Genomic DNA, 16,296 nt, shown 5'->3' with positions numbered 1-16,296 from the left:
ACTCATGAACCTACTTGTCCGGTCATACATATTAGTAAGCAATTCATTTAGGAGGGAATGACATGTCTACAGAGAAAGAAATCTTTTACGCTATAGAAGAGATTACAGAAATAGCAAAAGGGTTTGGGCTCGATTATTACCCTATGCGTTATGAGATATGTCCAGCAGACATTATTTACACGTTTGGAGCTTATGGAATGCCAACTCGCTTCTCACATTGGAGTTTTGGTAAGCAATTTCATAAGATGAAGCTACAATATGACCTGGGGCTAAGTAAAATCTATGAGCTTGTTATTAATTCTGACCCATGCTACGCCTTTCTGTTAGATACGAATAGTTTAATTCAGAATAAACTCATTATTGCTCATGTACTTGCTCACTGTGACTTCTTCAAGAATAATATTCGTTTTTCAAATACGCGAAGAGATATGGTTGAGAGTATGACAGCAACCGCTGAACGGATCGCTTATTATGAGCATCACTATGGAAAGGCTGAAGTGGAGAGCTTTCTTGACGCTGTTCTCTCCATACAAGAACATATTGATCCTTCTATAATGAGACCAAGATTGACGTATAATCTTCAAGATGAAACGCCGATTCCAGTGAAGCCTGATTCTCGATATAATGATTTGTGGTCAATCGATAAGGATGAGTTAGCGGACGAGCCAGCTCCGACGAAAAAGAAGAAGTTTCCACCGCAACCTGAAAAAGATCTTCTTCTCTTCATTCAGGAATATAGCGCGGAGCTTGAGGACTGGCAGCGAGATATTATGACGATGATGAGAGAGGAAATGCTGTATTTCTGGCCACAGCTTGAAACAAAGATCATGAATGAAGGATGGGCAAGTTATTGGCATCAGCGAATTCTTCGTGAAATGGATTTAACGACGGATGAAGCGATTGAATTCGCTTCACTCAATGCAAATGTTGTGCAACCTTCACGAACACGTATTAATCCTTATTACCTCGGTCTTAAAATCTTTGAGCATATTGAGGAAGTGTATGATCATCCTACAGAGGAAATGAAGCAGCGCGGATTCGAAGTAGGTAAAGGAAGAGAGAAGATGTTTGAAGTTCGTGAAGTGGAAGCTGATATTTCATTTATCAGGAATTACCTCACAAAGGATCTCGTATATAAAGAAGATTTGTATTTGTTCCAAAAGAAGGGACGCGATTACAAAATAGTTGATAAAGAATGGGAGCATATTCGTGATCAGCTAGTGACAATGAGAGTAAATGGTGGATTCCCATATTTAACTGTAAGCGACGGGAACTACATGAAAGCTGGAGAAATGTACCTTCATCATTCTTTTGAAGAAACAGAGCTTGATCTTCAATATTTAGAGCGTGTTCTACCGTATGTACATCAATTATGGGGGCGCCCGGTTCATATGGAAACGCGAGTGGAGGATAAGGAAGTTCTCTTTTCATATGATGGAAAGAAGTTGCATCGTAGGTACTTGTAGCAAATGGATTTCCTGAGTGACTTAAGCGATCATTTCTGGCTGTATCTACTCTCCATAACGCTAGCTGGTGCTTTAGGAGGGATTGGTAATATCCTGATCTCAGGTGAATTTCAACGGTTTCGAAAAGTAGTCAATCAACAAAATAATGCAGTCTATTATAATATTGGATCAATAAAAGAGCCATTAGTTGGTGGAATTGGTGGGATATTAACGACGTTATTATTTATTGAAACAGCTTCAGGTCAATACTTACTCTATTTAGCGCTACTTACAGGGTTCGGGAGCAGCGCTTTTCTAAAGCGTTATATCGAGCAAAAAACAGATCAAATTGTTGAACAAAATAACAACCGGCTTCAGAGTGAAAACATTCAAACGTATCACTACGAGAGCGAAACAAATGGCTCAGTTGTTAAAGGGATTATGAGTCCATCGCCAGTTTATTTAACTCAATCAGAGATAGAACGGCTTACAATCCTTCAAGCCAAGGTGGGAGAAGCAATAGGTCCAAAAGAAGCGAAGGTATATCAATGTGAAATTAATTCGCTTCTTAGCCTCGGGAAACAACGCTCATTTTAACCGATGCAACTATTGTGAAGATATGAGATCTATCGTATTATATATGTGATAATGCACATATAAAGGAGATCTCAAATGAAGAAGTTCATGAAACGACTGTTAGTTATCGTTCCACTGATATTACTAGTTCTTGCGATCGTCTTCTTCTTCTGGGCAAAAGCGTCTTATGAACCAACACAGGAAGCTTTAGAGTACATGGAAGAATCAAATGAAAGTGAATTAACATTTGGATCACAACATGCTGACAAAGGGATTATTTTCTATCAAGGCGGCAAGGTAGAGGAAGAGGCATATGCTTTTTTAGCTCACCAGCTTGCTGAGGAAGGTTATTTTGTAGTGATCCCTCGTCTGACGTTAAACCTGGCCATTTTAGATGGAGATAAAGCATCTGAAATGATAAGTAAATATGACGATGTAGGGGAATGGTACATTGGTGGTCATTCTCTCGGAGGCGCTGTGGCATCATCATTTGCTATCGAACATCCTGATGAAATCCAAGGGTTGTTTTTCCTTGCAGCTTATCCAATTGAAGATATGTCTAAACTGTCTATACCGACGCTTACGATCTATGGTGAAGATGATGGAGTTGCAGTCCTATCTGATCAAAAAGAAAAAGAAGAGTTGCTCTCTTCTTTAGCAGAGATACACATTATCGAAGGGGGCAACCATGCCAACTACGGCATGTATGGTGAACAAAAAGGTGATAACCCAGGTTCCCTCACTTCTGATCAACAAATCAACGAGGCTGTTCAAACAATTACAAGGTGGATAGAAGAATAAACCAAAATAAAGAGCCGTCTATGATGGCTCTTTATTTTGGTTTGATTTATTTTGTTACGATTTACTTTAGTCAAGCGTGCCAAATATTTAGGGATTCTTTTTAAAGAAGCGGGAATAAGGAATAATACGTAAGAAGATTCTCAATAATGGATGATATAGGAAAGAGATTGACAGAGAGCGTATATGGGTTAAGATAGGGAATGTGATGAACCAACCCTCAGAGGGGATGGAAGAATGTATTACGTGAAAAGGCTGTGGATGCTTTGTTAAGATCTCGTTTTCGACGGATACGGTTAACTTCTGTTCAGTTAATCGTTTTGTTTTATTTAATAGCGGTAACGGTTTCTACCTTTCTAATTGGTTTACCGATTGCCCATCAATCTGGCGTACAGCTATCCTTTATTGATGCCCTATTCACAGCCGTGAGTGCGGTAAGCGTGACAGGTCTTTCTGTTGTGTCGATATCGGATACTTTTAGCGTACCTGGAATCTTTATTCTTGCTGCTGTCCTTCAAATTGGCGGAATTGGTATTATGACGCTTGGTACGTTTGTCTGGCTTGTGATGGGCAAGAAGATCGGATTGAAAGAAAGACAGCTGATAATGACTGATCAAAACCAATCCACATTGTCTGGTTTAGTACAATTGATGAAGCAAATTCTTGGATTAATTTTCATAATTGAATTAGTTGGCGCCCTTGTCCTTGGCACTTATTATCTTCGCTTCTTTGAGACATGGCAGGAAGCTTACCTTCAGGGATTTTTTGCTTCAGTGAGTGCAACGACAAACGGCGGTTTTGATATTACGGGAAGTTCTCTTCAGCCATTTGCACATGACTATTTCGTTCAATTTATTCATATATTATTAATTATCACAGGAGCCATTGGTTTCCCTGTGTTAATTGAAGTTAAAAACTTTTTATTTGCTAGACAGAATAGCCATCGATATAAATTTTCTTTATTTACTAAATTAACAACAATGACGTTCTTTGTACTTGTTGTTTCAGGAGCTATCCTTATTTGGGCATTTGAAGCGAATTCATTCTTTGCCGGTAAGAATTGGCATGAATCGTTCTTCTATGCCATGTTCCAATCAGTGACAACGCGTAGTGGTGGCCTATCTACAATGGATGTGAATCAATTTCAAGAGCCAACACAGTTGTTGATGTCGGCCTTAATGTTTATTGGTGCTTCTCCAAGTAGCGTAGGTGGCGGTGTGCGTACAACTACATTTGCGATTGTGCTACTGGCCATTTTCTTCTTTGCAAAGGGTGGTACGTCAATTAAAGTGTTTGGACGGGAATTGCATCATGAGGATATTCATAAAGCCTTTGTTGTGTTTACCGTGGCCATTATCGTGTGGAGCTGTGGAATTATTATGCTTTCCTTCTCAGAACCATATCCAATCGTGGCTATTATTTTTGAAGTATCGTCAGCCTTTGGTACCACAGGTTTATCAATGGGTGTGACGCCAGGTTTAAGTACTTTTGGCAAAATTGTTATCATGTGTTTGATGTTTATTGGTAGAATTGGAATACTTTCGTTCCTCTTCCTTATTCGAGGAACAGTCCTTCGAGAAAGATACCATTATCCAACTGAACGTGTGATTATAGGTTAATTATAAAAAAAGCAAGGGGATATGATCCCCTTGCTTTTTTTGTGTTTAATTCTTTTAAGTTTTAATATTTTTGTTTCTAAACGCTCGTCTCCGCTTTTCGTGTCTAGCTACGCGGGCCAAATCCTCTGGCTGTTTCGCCCACTCGAATGAGACAAAAAGCGTCTCAATCTCATGGGCTCCAACATCCTGCGGATTTAAGCAGGCCCGCTCCGCTTTTCGTGTCTAGCTGCAGCGGCCAGGATCTCGATCGCTTCACCTCCCAACTCGAACACAAAAAACGTGTTCAATTTGGGAGGTTCCAGCGCTTGTCGACCCTAAACGGCCACTTTCGCTTTTCATGTTTAGCTGCGACTCGCAGAAACTGCGATATTTCACTCTTTCACCAGAACACAAAAGGCGTGTTCTAGTTCAAGAGCTCCAATATCTCCGTTTCTAAACGCTCGCCTCCGCTTTTCATGGTCATATTTACCAAAAAAAATTGGTATATAAATATCGGGATTTCACAAACTAGTTGTACAAAGGAGGTGATTGACATGGCTCAACAACAAAACAGACAAGGAAGCTCTAACAACCTTGTAGTACCTGGTGTAGCTCAAGCTATCGACCAGATGAAGTATGAAATCGCTACTGAATTCGGAGTGCAACTTGGTCCAGATTCAACTTCTCGTGCTAACGGATCTGTTGGTGGAGAAATTACAAAGCGTTTGGTTCAAATGGCTGAACAACAGCTTGGCGGTTACCAAAAATAATTTTATACCATGGCTGTAAGGGGTGGACTTGTCCATCCCTTCTTACGTGATTCGATACATAGAAGGAGAGGGTAGCATGTCTTTTGAATGTCCACTCTGTAATAGCTTTGCTGCTATCCAGCTTGTTTGTCAGGTATGTGAAGATAAACTAACAGATAAGGGAAGAGAAGCAGAGTATTACGATGAGTACAGTGCCTATGAATCGATTGAGTCGACTAAAAAAATGGACGGATTCATAAGTAAAGCACATGAATGTCCTCATCTTCTATCATGTCCAACTTGTGGTTGGAATGATGTTTACTTAATTGAAGAATGGAGTACATAGCAAAGAGCTGCCTTGTCTGGCAGCTCTTTGTCTCCCTTTAGGAAGAAGGGATATATAGTTTTTTCTCAAGAATGCTTTGAATGACATTGAGAATCGTTGTAAAGAACCAGTAGATGAAAGCTGCTGTTAATAAGATTGGTAAGACTTTAAAGTTTGATGCGGCAATTTGATCTGCGTTATAGGTTAATTCTGAAATCGTAAGTACTGAAGCAAGAGAAGAGGCTTTAACGATATCAATTAATGAGTTCCACACCGGTGGAATGGCTCTTCTCCATGCTTGAGGTAGGATAACCTCTTTGTAAATTAACGATTTTTTCATACCGAGTGACATTGCGGCTTCCCATTGTCCCTTTGATAGGGAGAGGATAGCTGCGCGAAATGACTCTGAAATATAAGCACCAAAATGTAAAATAAGTCCAGTGTAGGCGGCCTGCCAGGCTGTTAATTGAATATCCACTGAAACAAGACCATAATACAAAATAAATAATTGAATAAGAAGAGGTGTGCCTCTAAAGAACGAGACGTACAATTTCGCTATTCCAGATGCGATTTTGCTTTTTGAAAGACGTAACAAAGCGATGAATAAACCAACTAATAGGGCACCAAATATTGAAAAGAAACTAAGTAGAAGTGTATTCTTCGCCCCTTCCAGAAGAAAGGGCAAAGAATTTATTAACACATCAGTTGTCTCACTCACTTACATTTTCTCCATTAAAATATTCTTTAGAGATGTCTGCAAGCGTTCCATCTTCTTTCATTTCTTGTAGTGCACCGTTGATCTTTTCAATAAGCTCTTCGTTTCCTTTTGGTAGGGCAAAGGCCATTTCTGTTTTGTTGAATGTTTCTCCAACGCCTTTTACTTTATAATCCTGTTCAGGAAGCTCCGTTAAAATGAAGAGACGATCATTCATCGCTGCTTCAATGTTACGTTCGTTACTAAGATCTGTTAATACCTGGTTAGCGCCCTTGTAGATTTTCGTTTCAGCACCAGCTTCTTCAGCAGCCTGAGCATAGTTACTTCCCTGGGTAGTTCCTACGGTTTTTCCTTCAAGATCTTCTATACCTTTAATATCATCGTTATTCTCGTTAACGATCACTTGTCCACCTGAATAAGTGTATGGTTCTGTAAAATCAAATTGCTCTTTACGATCATCCGTGATCGTTACTTGATTGGCGACCATATCGATGCGTTCTGTTTCAAGTGAAGAAAGAAGGCCTTTCCATTCAATCGCTTTAAATTCGGCTTTCATTCCGATACGATCGGCAACTTCACGTGCAACCTCGACATCGTAACCTGTAATTTCGTTATTATCATCTCGATAGCTGAATGGTGGATAAGTTGCTTCTGTTCCAATTAATAGGGTTTCTTGCTCTCCTGAACTACCTTCTTCGTTATTTTCAGTATTTTCATTGCTACCGCAGGCAGCAAGTACAGTAAGTGTTAATGCAAGCACCAACCCTAGCATCCATTTTTTATTCAAAATAACGTCCTCCTTTTAATTCCTACAAAATTGATGTGAATTATAAATTTATTGTAGTTAGCATTTGACTTAAAGTCAATCAAGAAACATTATTGACGTTAATTTACCGCTTCATGCAAGAAGATAAATAAAAAAAGCTTCCCCGGTTTAAGAGGAAGCTTTTTTTATCATTTTATTAACGAATGCGAAGTTCTGATTCAGTGTCAAAGAAATGGCATTTGTTCATATCAAAAGCAAGGCTGATGTTTTGACCATTTTGAATATCCGTACGAGAGTCAACACGAGCTACAAAATCTTGATCAGCTACTTTGGAATAAAGGTACGTTTCAGCACCCATCAATTCGGCTACATCAATGACAGCACTTACTTTAGTATCCTGTGAAGACTCGATGAAGACAGGCTCATCATGGATATCTTCAGGACGAATACCAAGCATAACATCTTTGTTTAAATATCCTTGTTCACGAAGGGTTTTCATTTTTCCTTCAGGAACTTTCACTTTAATATCACCTAGCTTGAAATAGCCATCTTCTAATGTACCGGTGAAGAAGTTCATTGCAGGAGATCCAATAAAGCCACCAACGAAGACGTTGTCAGGTGCATCGTATACTTCTTTTGGTGAGCCTACTTGCTGGATAAGGCCGTCTTTCATAATAACGATACGTGTTGCCATCGTCATCGCTTCAGTTTGATCGTGAGTAACATAGATAGTTGTTGTTTGTAAACGCTGGTGAAGCTTAGAAATTTCAGCACGCATTTGAACACGTAGTTTTGCATCCAGGTTTGAAAGAGGCTCATCCATCAAGAACACTTGTGGATCACGAACGATCGCTCGTCCTAATGCTACACGCTGACGTTGACCACCTGAGAGTGCTTTAGGTTTACGATCTAATAGGCTTTCAAGGCCAAGAATACGAGCAGCGTCCGTTACGCGGCGCTCAATTTCTTTTTTGTCGAACTTACGTAGTTTCAATCCAAATGCCATGTTATCGTACACGTTCATGTGAGGATACAGGGCATAGTTTTGGAATACCATTGCGATATCACGATCTTTTGGTGCAACGTCGTTGACGCGACGATCACCAATAACGAGGTCACCATCTGAGATATCTTCAAGGCCGGCAATCATACGAAGCGTCGTTGATTTACCGCAACCAGATGGACCTACGAACACAATAAATTCCTTATCTTTAATATCCAGGTTAAAGTCTTTTACTGCCTCAAATTTGTTATCATATCTTTTGTAAATGTGATTGAGAGCGATCTCTGCCATGTTAATGCCTCCTAAGAAATGAACTCTTTTGCTAGTTCTAAGTCTACTCTATGAAAACGCTATCGTAAATTGGAAGCGTGCACAAAAATACCATTAGGTTTTGTGCATTCTGTACGAAATGCCATAATTTATACGTAATATTGTTGAAAAAGGTAAAAAAACTGCGTTTATTAACGCAGTTCCATCGCAAGAAGAGAAAGGTAAACCATCACAGCTCCTTGAAAACTTTTTACATCAATTCCTGTTTTCTCTATAAATTTATCCACACGATATTGAAGACTATTTCGATGTACATAAAGTTGTTTGGCTGCAAGAGTAATATTTAAGTTAGATTCTAAGTAGATGCGAATACTCTTCAAAAGCTCTGTGTCATGTTGTACGGGTTCGATAGCTTTAATTAAGTAATCAATCGATTCGTCACTTGCCTCGTGAAAGAGGACGGACGGGACTATATCCTGGTGCGTAAATACCATTTGTAACGGCATAAGATTTCGTCCTGTTGAGAACCATTTTTTTTCGGCTTTATAAATTCGTTTTAAATGGCTGTTATCATAATGATGAATCGTTTGTCCGACAAAAAGAGACATGCCTGTGAAAAAGTCGGCAGTAAGTGCAGCAGCTGTTTGTTTAAGTTCATCTACCATCTGATCGTCAATTTCATTTGTTTGAACGAGCAGACCTTCTTTGTCATTTTCAAATAGGAGAACAGTTTCTTCTGAGAATAAGCCAGTCATGGCTTCTGTGAAATCGGATAGATCTGATGGAGCATTTTTGAGGTTGAAATGTATGTATCGAATTGGGAGATCTATTGTAAGGTCAACGCTGAGATCGTCCTCGAAAAGAAGAGATGTCCACTTTTTTTGAGTAAGAGTCATGAACTCATTTTCCAGTCTGACAGTAGGGAAAAAGACATTTAATAACTCATTTTCCTCATTTGTTAGTCGCGTTTTACGTATGCCAAATCGTTCACCATCGGTTGTTCTATACCAGTGGAAGAGATCAGGTTGATCGGAGGTAACGACGAAATCATTTCCATATAGTTCAGCTAGTTTTGCATTCATAAGTGCCCCTCCTAAGTAACAGTTAACATATAGTATAACGCAATGATGAAACAAATTAATAATGGATCAAAGAAAAGAACCTCTATATGTGTAAGAGGCTCTTTTCTAAATTAGCAGTGATTGTCTTCGTTCAGTTTTAGTGAACGAATGAAAAGCATTTACTTTTATGTGATTATGAATAGTTTTGTTGATCATCATTTTTTCTTTGTTTACCTGAACGATGGGGAGGTTCCTGTTCCATGAGTGGAATAGCTTCCTCGATTTGAGCCTGTTTGTAACTTTGATGAACGGCACCACCGGCCATTCCTTCATTAACCATACGGTCAATATCCATATCGTATTTATCGCGACCTTCGTACTGAGAGTCTTCTGTTCTTTTGTTCGGCATCCTTTTTCATCTCCCTATTTCGTTGAATAGGGTTATTATGTGAAGATATCAGGAGAATTATGAGTCCTGCTGTTCATAGACGTGAAAAAGCATGAGCTCATGAATTTGAGACTGAAGCTTGTTTTGCTCCGATTCAGGTGGAGCAGGTTGATACCATTCGAATTGGCCAGTATGGAGATAAAGAGTACGATAATACGTTCCCTGATAGAAGAAAGATACTTCCCATTTAGGTTTTCTTATTTTTGATCCAACTGATTTATATTGAAAGTGCGAAATCATGGTATTCCCCCAAATCACCTTTTTTATCATCATAACATAGGAAGCTAATACGCAGAATACGTTCGAAAAGAAGTGAGGAGAGAACGTATAAATGCTTGATGAATAAGTGGTTCATCAAAACGCATTGGTTTCGAATTCGCTTCAAAAATCCAAAAATGTCCTTCGCTATCTTTTCCAATGTCCAAGGAGCATTCAAGCATCTTTTCTTTTTCTTCAAGTGATTCTGCAGTGCGAATAGCGAGCTCTCTTACCCGACTTTCATCGTCATTGGTTGCCACCTTATGAAAAAGGAGGATTTTTCCTCCTCTTGGGACATGAGTCGTCAGGCTGTTATTCTGTGCAGCTCTAATGCCGATACCTGTGACCTGCCAACTTTTAAATGGTTTTTGCAAAAGAATTCTAAAATCATAAGGATATTCATTATGAGTTGCGAGATCAATTTCACGTTGGATCAAATATTGCTCATGAAGTAAGGGAGTCACGTGTTCTTTAACTAAGGCGAGATTTGGAAAGAAACGAGTGTTTTCGTGATTGGTGAATTGAAACCCGGACTTAACAGTTTTAATTTTAAATATTCCTCTACCTTTGCTTCCAGATGCAGGTTTGCAGAAAATAGATGAATATGTTTTTAGAAATGTATTAAGGTTCGCATCTGTAAAGCAAGCTGTTGGTGGGATGTGTTGCCTTAAAGCTTCATTCTCAACTAAGTGATCGAGTATTTCATTTTTGAGGAAAAAAGATCGGTTGAAAAATGGAATGCCTTTTAACTTTAACAAGTTGAAAAAAGATCTCACTTTTGGAGTGCGTTCTTCTGCCCTGTCAGGAATTCGATTGTACACAATATTAGGATATGGGAAGCGAAAACCTGTCCATTTTTGAGATGTAGCATCATAGAGATAGCCATTGATATATGACGGATATATGTCATCAGGTGTAAAAACATACGAAAGCCCTCCGGAATCAGTCAATTCATTTTGAATGGATTTGAAGATCGCTCCATTGCCACTGAAATGGTGGTGTAAGTTAGACCCTGCCAGAATGCCAACAAGAGGTCGAATGGCATCATGAGGAGTTTGAAGCTTTATGATAGAAGAAGAGAAAGCAGGAGAGGGAGAGAGCCTGGATGGCTCTTTCCCCCAATATACATATTGATAGCTACTTTTTTGATGCCACCGATTATTTTCTCTACTGTAAAATAATTCGATCATACTGGTATAACCAGCTGTTTTTCAATGGCGGATCTTGCCAAAAATATCGCGTATTCCATTGGTAATGTTCTCGTTTTGGCTTCTTCTGCTTTCAATCTCGGATGAGCAAAAATGCCTCTTCCAGGTTTTGAATTTGCTTCAAACAAATAAATGTCCCCTTCTTTTGTAATCCCGAGGTCAAAACCAATTTCGCCAATAAAGCCTGAAACTCTTTTATCTATGGCACGACTTAGTTGAAGGGAAGCTTCCATTAAATCTGTTTCAACTTGTTTTTTAATACCAAATTCAGAAGTGAGCTCTCCAATTGTCTTAACTGTTCCATTAGAAGCCATGTGAGTGGTTAAACTTCCAGCTCCTGCAATCTTTGCAGCGATCGCACTAACTTCCCATTTCCCCTCTTTGTTTTTGTTTGTATGAACACGATAATCCATGGAACGCTGATTAATCCGATGTAAGTCAATTCCTTGTTGAGCAATTAAACCGTTCATGCCGTTTGGATATTGGGTTTTAAGAAGGCGTGCAAGAGAAGTATATCTTCTTAGACGATTTTCTTTGTCCGTTCTGAACCTGCAATAATAATACTTCTCATCGGCTGGCTTTAGAATTTGTTGAATCCCAAGCCCTAGACTACCGTTGGCAGGCTTAATAAAGATCTGTTCGTAATCCTTTAACATACGTGAGATTATGGCGCTCTTAGGACTTAACACAGTTTCAGGTAAATACGGCTTAACGATTGAGTCTTCACGTAGCTTTTCGAACATCGTCCATTTATCGAAAAATCCTGGGTTAAACCAGGGGGTGAAGTATTGAGATTGAAGTTTTTCCATTGTAATGCTTACTTGTTCGATGCTTGCTGAGCTTCGATTCGGTAGGCGATCGTATACAACATCAGGAATGGGAACAGTTACTCTGTACCATCCTCGCTTGTTATACATCAATCCTTTGATGCTTCCCGTTTTCCAATCAATATGATGAGCGCCAAATGCAAAGCCAAAAGCACCGCACTTAGAGGTAGCGGATAGTAACTTGGCAAAATACATACTGCGCTCTCCGATAGGTCTCATACTATCCTTAGTAAATCCAGCAGTGAAAATACCTACCAAAGGTCCAATATGAAGAGAATTTCCTTTTTCAAAAAGGTGAACAGACATTTCTTCAGGAACACCTAATATTTTCCATAAGTCTTCTGAAATAAGGTATTCTTCTTTGTTACTAGGGTGAGGAGAAACCGTGCAGAATGAGCGTCTTGACCCAAAGCAAAGTTGATTCGGAAAAGAAACTTGGTCAACCCATTCCTTAAACTTTGTTGGAGGAACATAGAAATTCCCTTGAGAATTAACGTCCTTTTTTAATGGAAGAATCGTATTCATGATTCGATAACCCCTTTCTTCTCATTCATGAGAGACCGGCAATATTGAAATGGTATAAAATGTAAATAATCATATGGTTGAATGGCTTTGTGTCCAGGTTTAGAGTTGGCTTCAAGTAACCAGACCTTACCACTTCGGTCAATTCCGAAATCAAGACCAAGTTCAAACAACGGAGGAAACGTACTCTCGAGGTTAGTAGCAATACAACGGGAGAGGAGATTAATCTTTTGATCTGCGGCTTGGAGAACAGTTTCGGGAATAGAGAGCTTGTGATCACATTGAATAGTGCCACCACTATGCAAATTAGATACAAAAGAGTCAGAACTCCCTACGCGCGTAGCACGGCCAATCTCCTTCCAACTTTCAATCGACGTTTTCTTCATTACCACTCTTCGATCAAAAGGCCGGTTGTTATGGTCAAGTAAAGAAAGCCATTCTTGGGCTATATAGTCACGCTGGTTTTGGATTTTTCTCATCATTTTGAGGAAAGAACTGGTTGTATCATAAGTATGATGAAGGACGCTCCCATTATGATTGATTTGAACATCAACTTGATTTTGATTTCGGGTAAGGAGCATTAACCCATTTCCATGAGAACCTACCACTGGTTTTAGAACGACCTTCTCGTGCTTCGTTAATAAATCGGATATAACGCTAGCGCTAGTAGCAGGCTGAAGCTTAACTGTTTGTGGAAGGTGCCGATTTATAAATGGCTTTTGCTTTAATTGTTTGTATATCGCCCATTTTCCTGGTAACCCGTGTCCTAGAAATGTAGCGTTAGACTCGTTTTTTAACCACTTAATAAAGGAGGCTTCCATTTCTGTTATGAGACCATTATGGAAGCAGCGATCATAAATAAAATCAGGAATCGGAAAATTTGTTTCCAGCCAGTTTTTTTTCTTTGGATCGTATTTCATTCCTAGAAGACTATTTCTAAAGTGCTGATCTGGAGAAAAACGATAGACGTTAAATCCATAAGTGGATCCTGCTTCACCTAATTTAGAAAGGTAATCTCCTTCATGTTGGAGCGAACGTTGTAAAATACCAAGTGATGTCATACCTTGCTCCTTTTAAGATGACGTGTACCAGTTAATTAAGCGGATAAGTGCTTTAACCGATGGGCGATAGGTACTTGGTGTGATTCCTTCAGAAGTCTTGGAAGGTTTTGTGTTCACTTCAATGATCCAGGGGTGACCATTTTTATCAGAAGACATGTCGATTCCAAGCTCCGCAAACACTCCTTCACTTTCGCGATCAATGATCTGTGAAATCTCACAGGCCAATTCGGGAAGGATTCGCTTCATTTGTCTTTTCATTGAATCCTCTAAGGGGGTGAGCCCCTCATCAAACTTTTTTAATAACGCGCCGCGTGCAATATTGGATACGAACTGGTCATTTGTTCTAGAAACGCGCGAAACGGCTGAGACAACTGACCACTTGTCTCCAATACCTTTCAAGCATAAAATGCGGAAATCAACGGGGCATCCATTGACCTCAATTAGGGGAATGCCTTGTTGAATAAGATAAGGAATCGTTTTAGATCGTGAGCGAATGGTCGTATAAATGTTTTGAAGCGAATGTGACGTGAGCGTCTGATTGCCATTAAAGCTTGAGTAATCAAGGTAATAGAGATCATCTTTCTGAGTGATTCGAAAAATATGTTTTCCCTGACTTCCATTTAAAGGTTTCAAATAAAGGATAGGGTATTTATCGATCATGAAATGAATATCGTCGATTGTCTCTAACAAAACCGTTTCAGGAAGATAGGGGGCGACTTCATCGTAAGCAAGTAACTTCTGATGAACATCCCATTTATCAAGAAAGGATTCATTAAAATAGGGGATCTGTTGATCACGCCAATAGGTTTTTAATTGTTGAATGTAAACGGATTTCTCAAGCTTTCTCGAATGAATGCGATTATAGATGACAGAAGGGATGGGTAGCGTGGCTTCTACCCAGTCACGTTGGTTCCAAATCATACCCGAGACTTTAGTGTCACTCCACGGTTTTAGTGTGTAAACATAGAACAGAATATGATGCTCTTCGCAGTATTCTGCCACTTCCTTACAGAATTCTGTATAGGATCCGAATGGTGTTTCTTTTAGTCCAGAAATGTTAATCGCAAGACAGAAAATAGGACCGATTGAGAGCATTTGTTGCTGATGACTATAGGTAAGTGTAATCGGAAGAGATTGATTTGGAAGAGACAGAGAAGCTAGTAGTTCGGGTGAACAATATACGGTATGACTTGATGAAGTGCGATAGACCTTGACTGTTACAAATTCCTCAAGCACGCCACATCGAAGTCTAAGTGATGTATCTGAAAGCTTCCATTTTGAGGCGATGTTTTCTGGAATGGAAAGGGTATGATTAGATTGAGCTGAGGTTGAATTCTCTGGTTGTAAAATAATCTTTTCAGTATGTTTCATTCAAGACCCTCGTTCAACGTTTTTTCTTTTTTTACCTTCCTTTAACTGGATAGGCAATAGCGGATATCGTATACTATGAAGATGGAGTTTACTATGTGAACGTGAGAAATAGAAAGGTTGAGGTACGATGTCGTCCATTATCATAACGATCCTATTTATGATCGCCATTGGCGCTGTTATAGGTGGGTTTACAAATTCGTTAGCTATTAAAATGCTATTTAGGCCATATGAAGCTCGTTATATAGGGAAGTGGAAAGTTCCATTTACCCCAGGATTAATTCCAAAGCGTAGAGATGAGCTGGCAGTGCAGCTAGGTAAAATGGTCGTTGAACATCTTCTAACGGCTGAGGGAATACAGCAAAAAATGAACGATCCAGTATTCAAGCGTACGATGATTGAATATGCGCAAAAAGAAGTTCTTAAACTTTTAGAGTCTGATGAGAAAATTGAGACACTTTTAAAGAAAGGACTTCATCTAGAGGATCCAGCCAAAGATATTAGAGCGAATGCAAGCTCCTACATCAATGGGAAAATTGAAAAGAAACTATTGGATTTGAAAAATAAAGAACTAGCTGAGATTCTTCTGGAAAAAATGCAAACGAGAATTGATAGCTCAATCGAACCAATTGCTGATCTCGTTTTAACAAAAATTAGTGATTACATTGCTTCTGCTGAGGGCAAACATAAGCTTTCTGTTATGATCGACCGTTATCTTGCAGATCGAGGAACGCTTGGAAGCATGATTAACATGTTTTTTACAAACACAAGACTAGTAGATAAAGTACAGCCTGAGTTACTTCGTCTTCTTAAGCAAGACGATATTCAAAATGTTATCATAACGATGCTTGAGAAAGAGTGGAATTCGCTTAAAGAAACGAAATTTGCAGCGTTTGAAGATAAATTTAATTCAGAAGAACTTGTCAAAGAGGTAACAGATCTCATTGTGAATGAACTCCCAATTAATCACGTTCTGAATCTTAGTCTATCGGAAGCAGTTGATCCATATAAGGAGCGCATTGTTGAAGACATAGTTCCACGACTAGTAGATGCTGCTGGTCAGTATCTCAGTCAGAATCTCCAGCCACTCATGGAACAACTACACCTGGCAGACGTAGTGAAAAGTCAGGTGGAGACGTTCTCTGTAGGGCGTCTTGAAGAGATGGTTCTTTCGATTTCACGTCGTGAATTTAAGATGATCACGTACCTTGGAGCTGTGCTCGGAGGAATGATTGGTTTAATTCAAGGAGTAATCATTACCCTTATTGGATGAATTTCGTGTCAGTCTTTGTTATAGT

Annotated in this window: 17 protein-coding genes; 7 read left to right on the top strand and 10 right to left on the bottom strand. The window is 39.3% G+C overall.

Translation table 11 applies throughout. The features are described 5' to 3' along the window. Window positions 1–62 precede the first annotated feature (62 nt). From IQ283_RS09935 to IQ283_RS09910, 6 genes are all read left to right on the top strand, one after another. On the top strand, window positions 63–1,466 hold the full coding sequence (locus tag IQ283_RS09935; protein ID WP_194220037.1) for a SpoVR family protein: 1,404 nt from the start codon (window positions 63–65) through the stop codon (window positions 1,464–1,466). A 3-nt stretch (window positions 1,467–1,469) separates the two neighbouring features. After that, window positions 1,470–2,042 carry a hypothetical protein gene (locus IQ283_RS09930; RefSeq protein ID WP_194220036.1) on the top strand — a complete coding sequence of 191 codons (573 nt, stop codon included), beginning with the start codon at window positions 1,470–1,472 and terminating at the stop codon, window positions 2,040–2,042. Window positions 2,043–2,117: 75 nt separating this feature from the next. After that, the gene (locus tag IQ283_RS09925) at window positions 2,118–2,822 is read left to right on the top strand and encodes an alpha/beta family hydrolase (protein WP_194220035.1); all 705 of its coding nucleotides are present in this window, start codon (window positions 2,118–2,120) and stop codon (window positions 2,820–2,822) included. Window positions 2,823–3,076: 254 nt separating this feature from the next. Next, window positions 3,077–4,438 carry a TrkH family potassium uptake protein gene (locus IQ283_RS09920; RefSeq protein WP_194220034.1) on the top strand — a complete coding sequence of 454 codons (1,362 nt, stop codon included), beginning with the start codon at window positions 3,077–3,079 and terminating at the stop codon, window positions 4,436–4,438. A gap of 533 nt (window positions 4,439–4,971) precedes the next feature. Beyond that, window positions 4,972–5,187: an alpha/beta-type small acid-soluble spore protein gene (locus IQ283_RS09915; protein ID WP_194220033.1), complete on the top strand. Its 216-nt coding sequence runs from the start codon at window positions 4,972–4,974 to the stop codon at window positions 5,185–5,187. A gap of 76 nt (window positions 5,188–5,263) precedes the next feature. Beyond that, window positions 5,264–5,512: a hypothetical protein gene (locus IQ283_RS09910; protein ID WP_194220032.1), complete on the top strand. Its 249-nt coding sequence runs from the start codon at window positions 5,264–5,266 to the stop codon at window positions 5,510–5,512. Window positions 5,513–5,549: 37 nt separating this feature from the next. On the opposite strand, the gene IQ283_RS09905 is transcribed toward IQ283_RS09910, so the two are convergent. The 10 genes from IQ283_RS09905 to IQ283_RS09860 form a co-directional block, all read right to left on the bottom strand. Continuing rightward, window positions 5,550–6,209, bottom strand: a complete 660-nt coding sequence (locus IQ283_RS09905) for an amino acid ABC transporter permease (protein WP_194220031.1) — start codon at window positions 6,207–6,209, stop codon at window positions 5,550–5,552. Continuing rightward, complete coding sequence (locus tag IQ283_RS09900) at window positions 6,202–6,993, bottom strand: transporter substrate-binding domain-containing protein (protein WP_242057316.1); 792 nt, start codon at window positions 6,991–6,993, stop codon at window positions 6,202–6,204. Before IQ283_RS09900 ends, IQ283_RS09905 begins: the two co-directional genes overlap by 8 nt. Window positions 6,994–7,168: 175 nt before the next feature. After that, entirely contained in the window at window positions 7,169–8,266 is a 1,098-nt protein-coding gene (locus IQ283_RS09895) for an ABC transporter ATP-binding protein (protein WP_194220030.1), read from the bottom strand. A gap of 170 nt (window positions 8,267–8,436) precedes the next feature. Then, window positions 8,437–9,327, bottom strand: a complete 891-nt coding sequence (locus tag IQ283_RS09890) for a PucR family transcriptional regulator (protein WP_194220029.1) — start codon at window positions 9,325–9,327, stop codon at window positions 8,437–8,439. Between the two features lie 172 nt (window positions 9,328–9,499). Further along, window positions 9,500–9,715 (bottom strand): hypothetical protein, encoded by a 216-nt coding sequence (locus tag IQ283_RS09885; RefSeq protein ID WP_194220028.1) that lies wholly within the window; start codon window positions 9,713–9,715, stop codon window positions 9,500–9,502. A gap of 57 nt (window positions 9,716–9,772) precedes the next feature. Next, entirely contained in the window at window positions 9,773–9,994 is a 222-nt protein-coding gene (locus IQ283_RS09880; protein WP_194220027.1) for a DUF5342 family protein, read from the bottom strand. Window positions 9,995–10,038: 44 nt separating this feature from the next. Next, window positions 10,039–11,202 (bottom strand): YheC/YheD family protein, encoded by a 1,164-nt coding sequence (locus tag IQ283_RS09875; protein WP_194220026.1) that lies wholly within the window; start codon window positions 11,200–11,202, stop codon window positions 10,039–10,041. Next, window positions 11,199–12,572: a YheC/YheD family protein gene (locus IQ283_RS09870; protein ID WP_194220025.1), complete on the bottom strand. Its 1,374-nt coding sequence runs from the start codon at window positions 12,570–12,572 to the stop codon at window positions 11,199–11,201. Before IQ283_RS09870 ends, IQ283_RS09875 begins: the two co-directional genes overlap by 4 nt. Next, window positions 12,569–13,630 carry a YheC/YheD family protein gene (locus IQ283_RS09865; protein ID WP_194220024.1) on the bottom strand — a complete coding sequence of 354 codons (1,062 nt, stop codon included), beginning with the start codon at window positions 13,628–13,630 and terminating at the stop codon, window positions 12,569–12,571. The genes IQ283_RS09870 and IQ283_RS09865 overlap by 4 nt, the downstream gene beginning before the upstream one ends. A 12-nt stretch (window positions 13,631–13,642) precedes the next feature. Further along, window positions 13,643–15,001, bottom strand: a complete 1,359-nt coding sequence (locus IQ283_RS09860) for a YheC/YheD family protein (RefSeq protein WP_194220023.1) — start codon at window positions 14,999–15,001, stop codon at window positions 13,643–13,645. A gap of 127 nt (window positions 15,002–15,128) precedes the next feature. Between IQ283_RS09860 and IQ283_RS09855 the strand changes: the two genes are divergently transcribed. Further along, the gene (locus IQ283_RS09855; RefSeq protein WP_194220022.1) at window positions 15,129–16,271 is read left to right on the top strand and encodes a DUF445 domain-containing protein; all 1,143 of its coding nucleotides are present in this window, start codon (window positions 15,129–15,131) and stop codon (window positions 16,269–16,271) included. Window positions 16,272–16,296: the final 25 nt, after the last annotated feature.

Source organism: Pseudalkalibacillus hwajinpoensis, from assembly GCF_015234585.1.
Taxonomy (GTDB): domain Bacteria; phylum Bacillota; class Bacilli; order Bacillales; family Guptibacillaceae; genus Guptibacillus; species Guptibacillus hwajinpoensis_B.
Note: the sequence above shows the minus strand (reverse complement) of the source record. Positions and strands in the feature narration are given on the sequence as shown.

Bases quoted from the DNA above. Each gene is read 5' to 3' on its own strand.
- IQ283_RS09860 (WP_194220023.1), bottom strand. From the start codon at position 15,001: ATGAAACATACTGAAAAGATTATTTTACAACCAGAGAATTCAACCTCA.
- IQ283_RS09910 (WP_194220032.1), top strand. From the start codon at position 5,264: ATGTCTTTTGAATGTCCACTCTGTAATAGCTTTGCTGCTATCCAGCTT.
- IQ283_RS09865 (WP_194220024.1), bottom strand. From the start codon at position 13,630: ATGACATCACTTGGTATTTTACAACGTTCGCTCCAACATGAAGGAGAT.
- IQ283_RS09915 (WP_194220033.1), top strand. From the start codon at position 4,972: ATGGCTCAACAACAAAACAGACAAGGAAGCTCTAACAACCTTGTAGTA.
- IQ283_RS09925 (WP_194220035.1), top strand. From the start codon at position 2,118: ATGAAGAAGTTCATGAAACGACTGTTAGTTATCGTTCCACTGATATTA.
- IQ283_RS09890 (WP_194220029.1), bottom strand. From the start codon at position 9,327: ATGAATGCAAAACTAGCTGAACTATATGGAAATGATTTCGTCGTTACC.
- IQ283_RS09935 (WP_194220037.1), top strand. From the start codon at position 63: ATGTCTACAGAGAAAGAAATCTTTTACGCTATAGAAGAGATTACAGAA.
- IQ283_RS09870 (WP_194220025.1), bottom strand. From the start codon at position 12,572: ATGAATACGATTCTTCCATTAAAAAAGGACGTTAATTCTCAAGGGAAT.
- IQ283_RS09880 (WP_194220027.1), bottom strand. From the start codon at position 9,994: ATGATTTCGCACTTTCAATATAAATCAGTTGGATCAAAAATAAGAAAA.
- IQ283_RS09885 (WP_194220028.1), bottom strand. From the start codon at position 9,715: ATGCCGAACAAAAGAACAGAAGACTCTCAGTACGAAGGTCGCGATAAA.
- IQ283_RS09930 (WP_194220036.1), top strand. From the start codon at position 1,470: ATGGATTTCCTGAGTGACTTAAGCGATCATTTCTGGCTGTATCTACTC.
- IQ283_RS09895 (WP_194220030.1), bottom strand. From the start codon at position 8,266: ATGGCAGAGATCGCTCTCAATCACATTTACAAAAGATATGATAACAAA.
- IQ283_RS09875 (WP_194220026.1), bottom strand. From the start codon at position 11,202: ATGATCGAATTATTTTACAGTAGAGAAAATAATCGGTGGCATCAAAAA.
- IQ283_RS09855 (WP_194220022.1), top strand. From the start codon at position 15,129: ATGTCGTCCATTATCATAACGATCCTATTTATGATCGCCATTGGCGCT.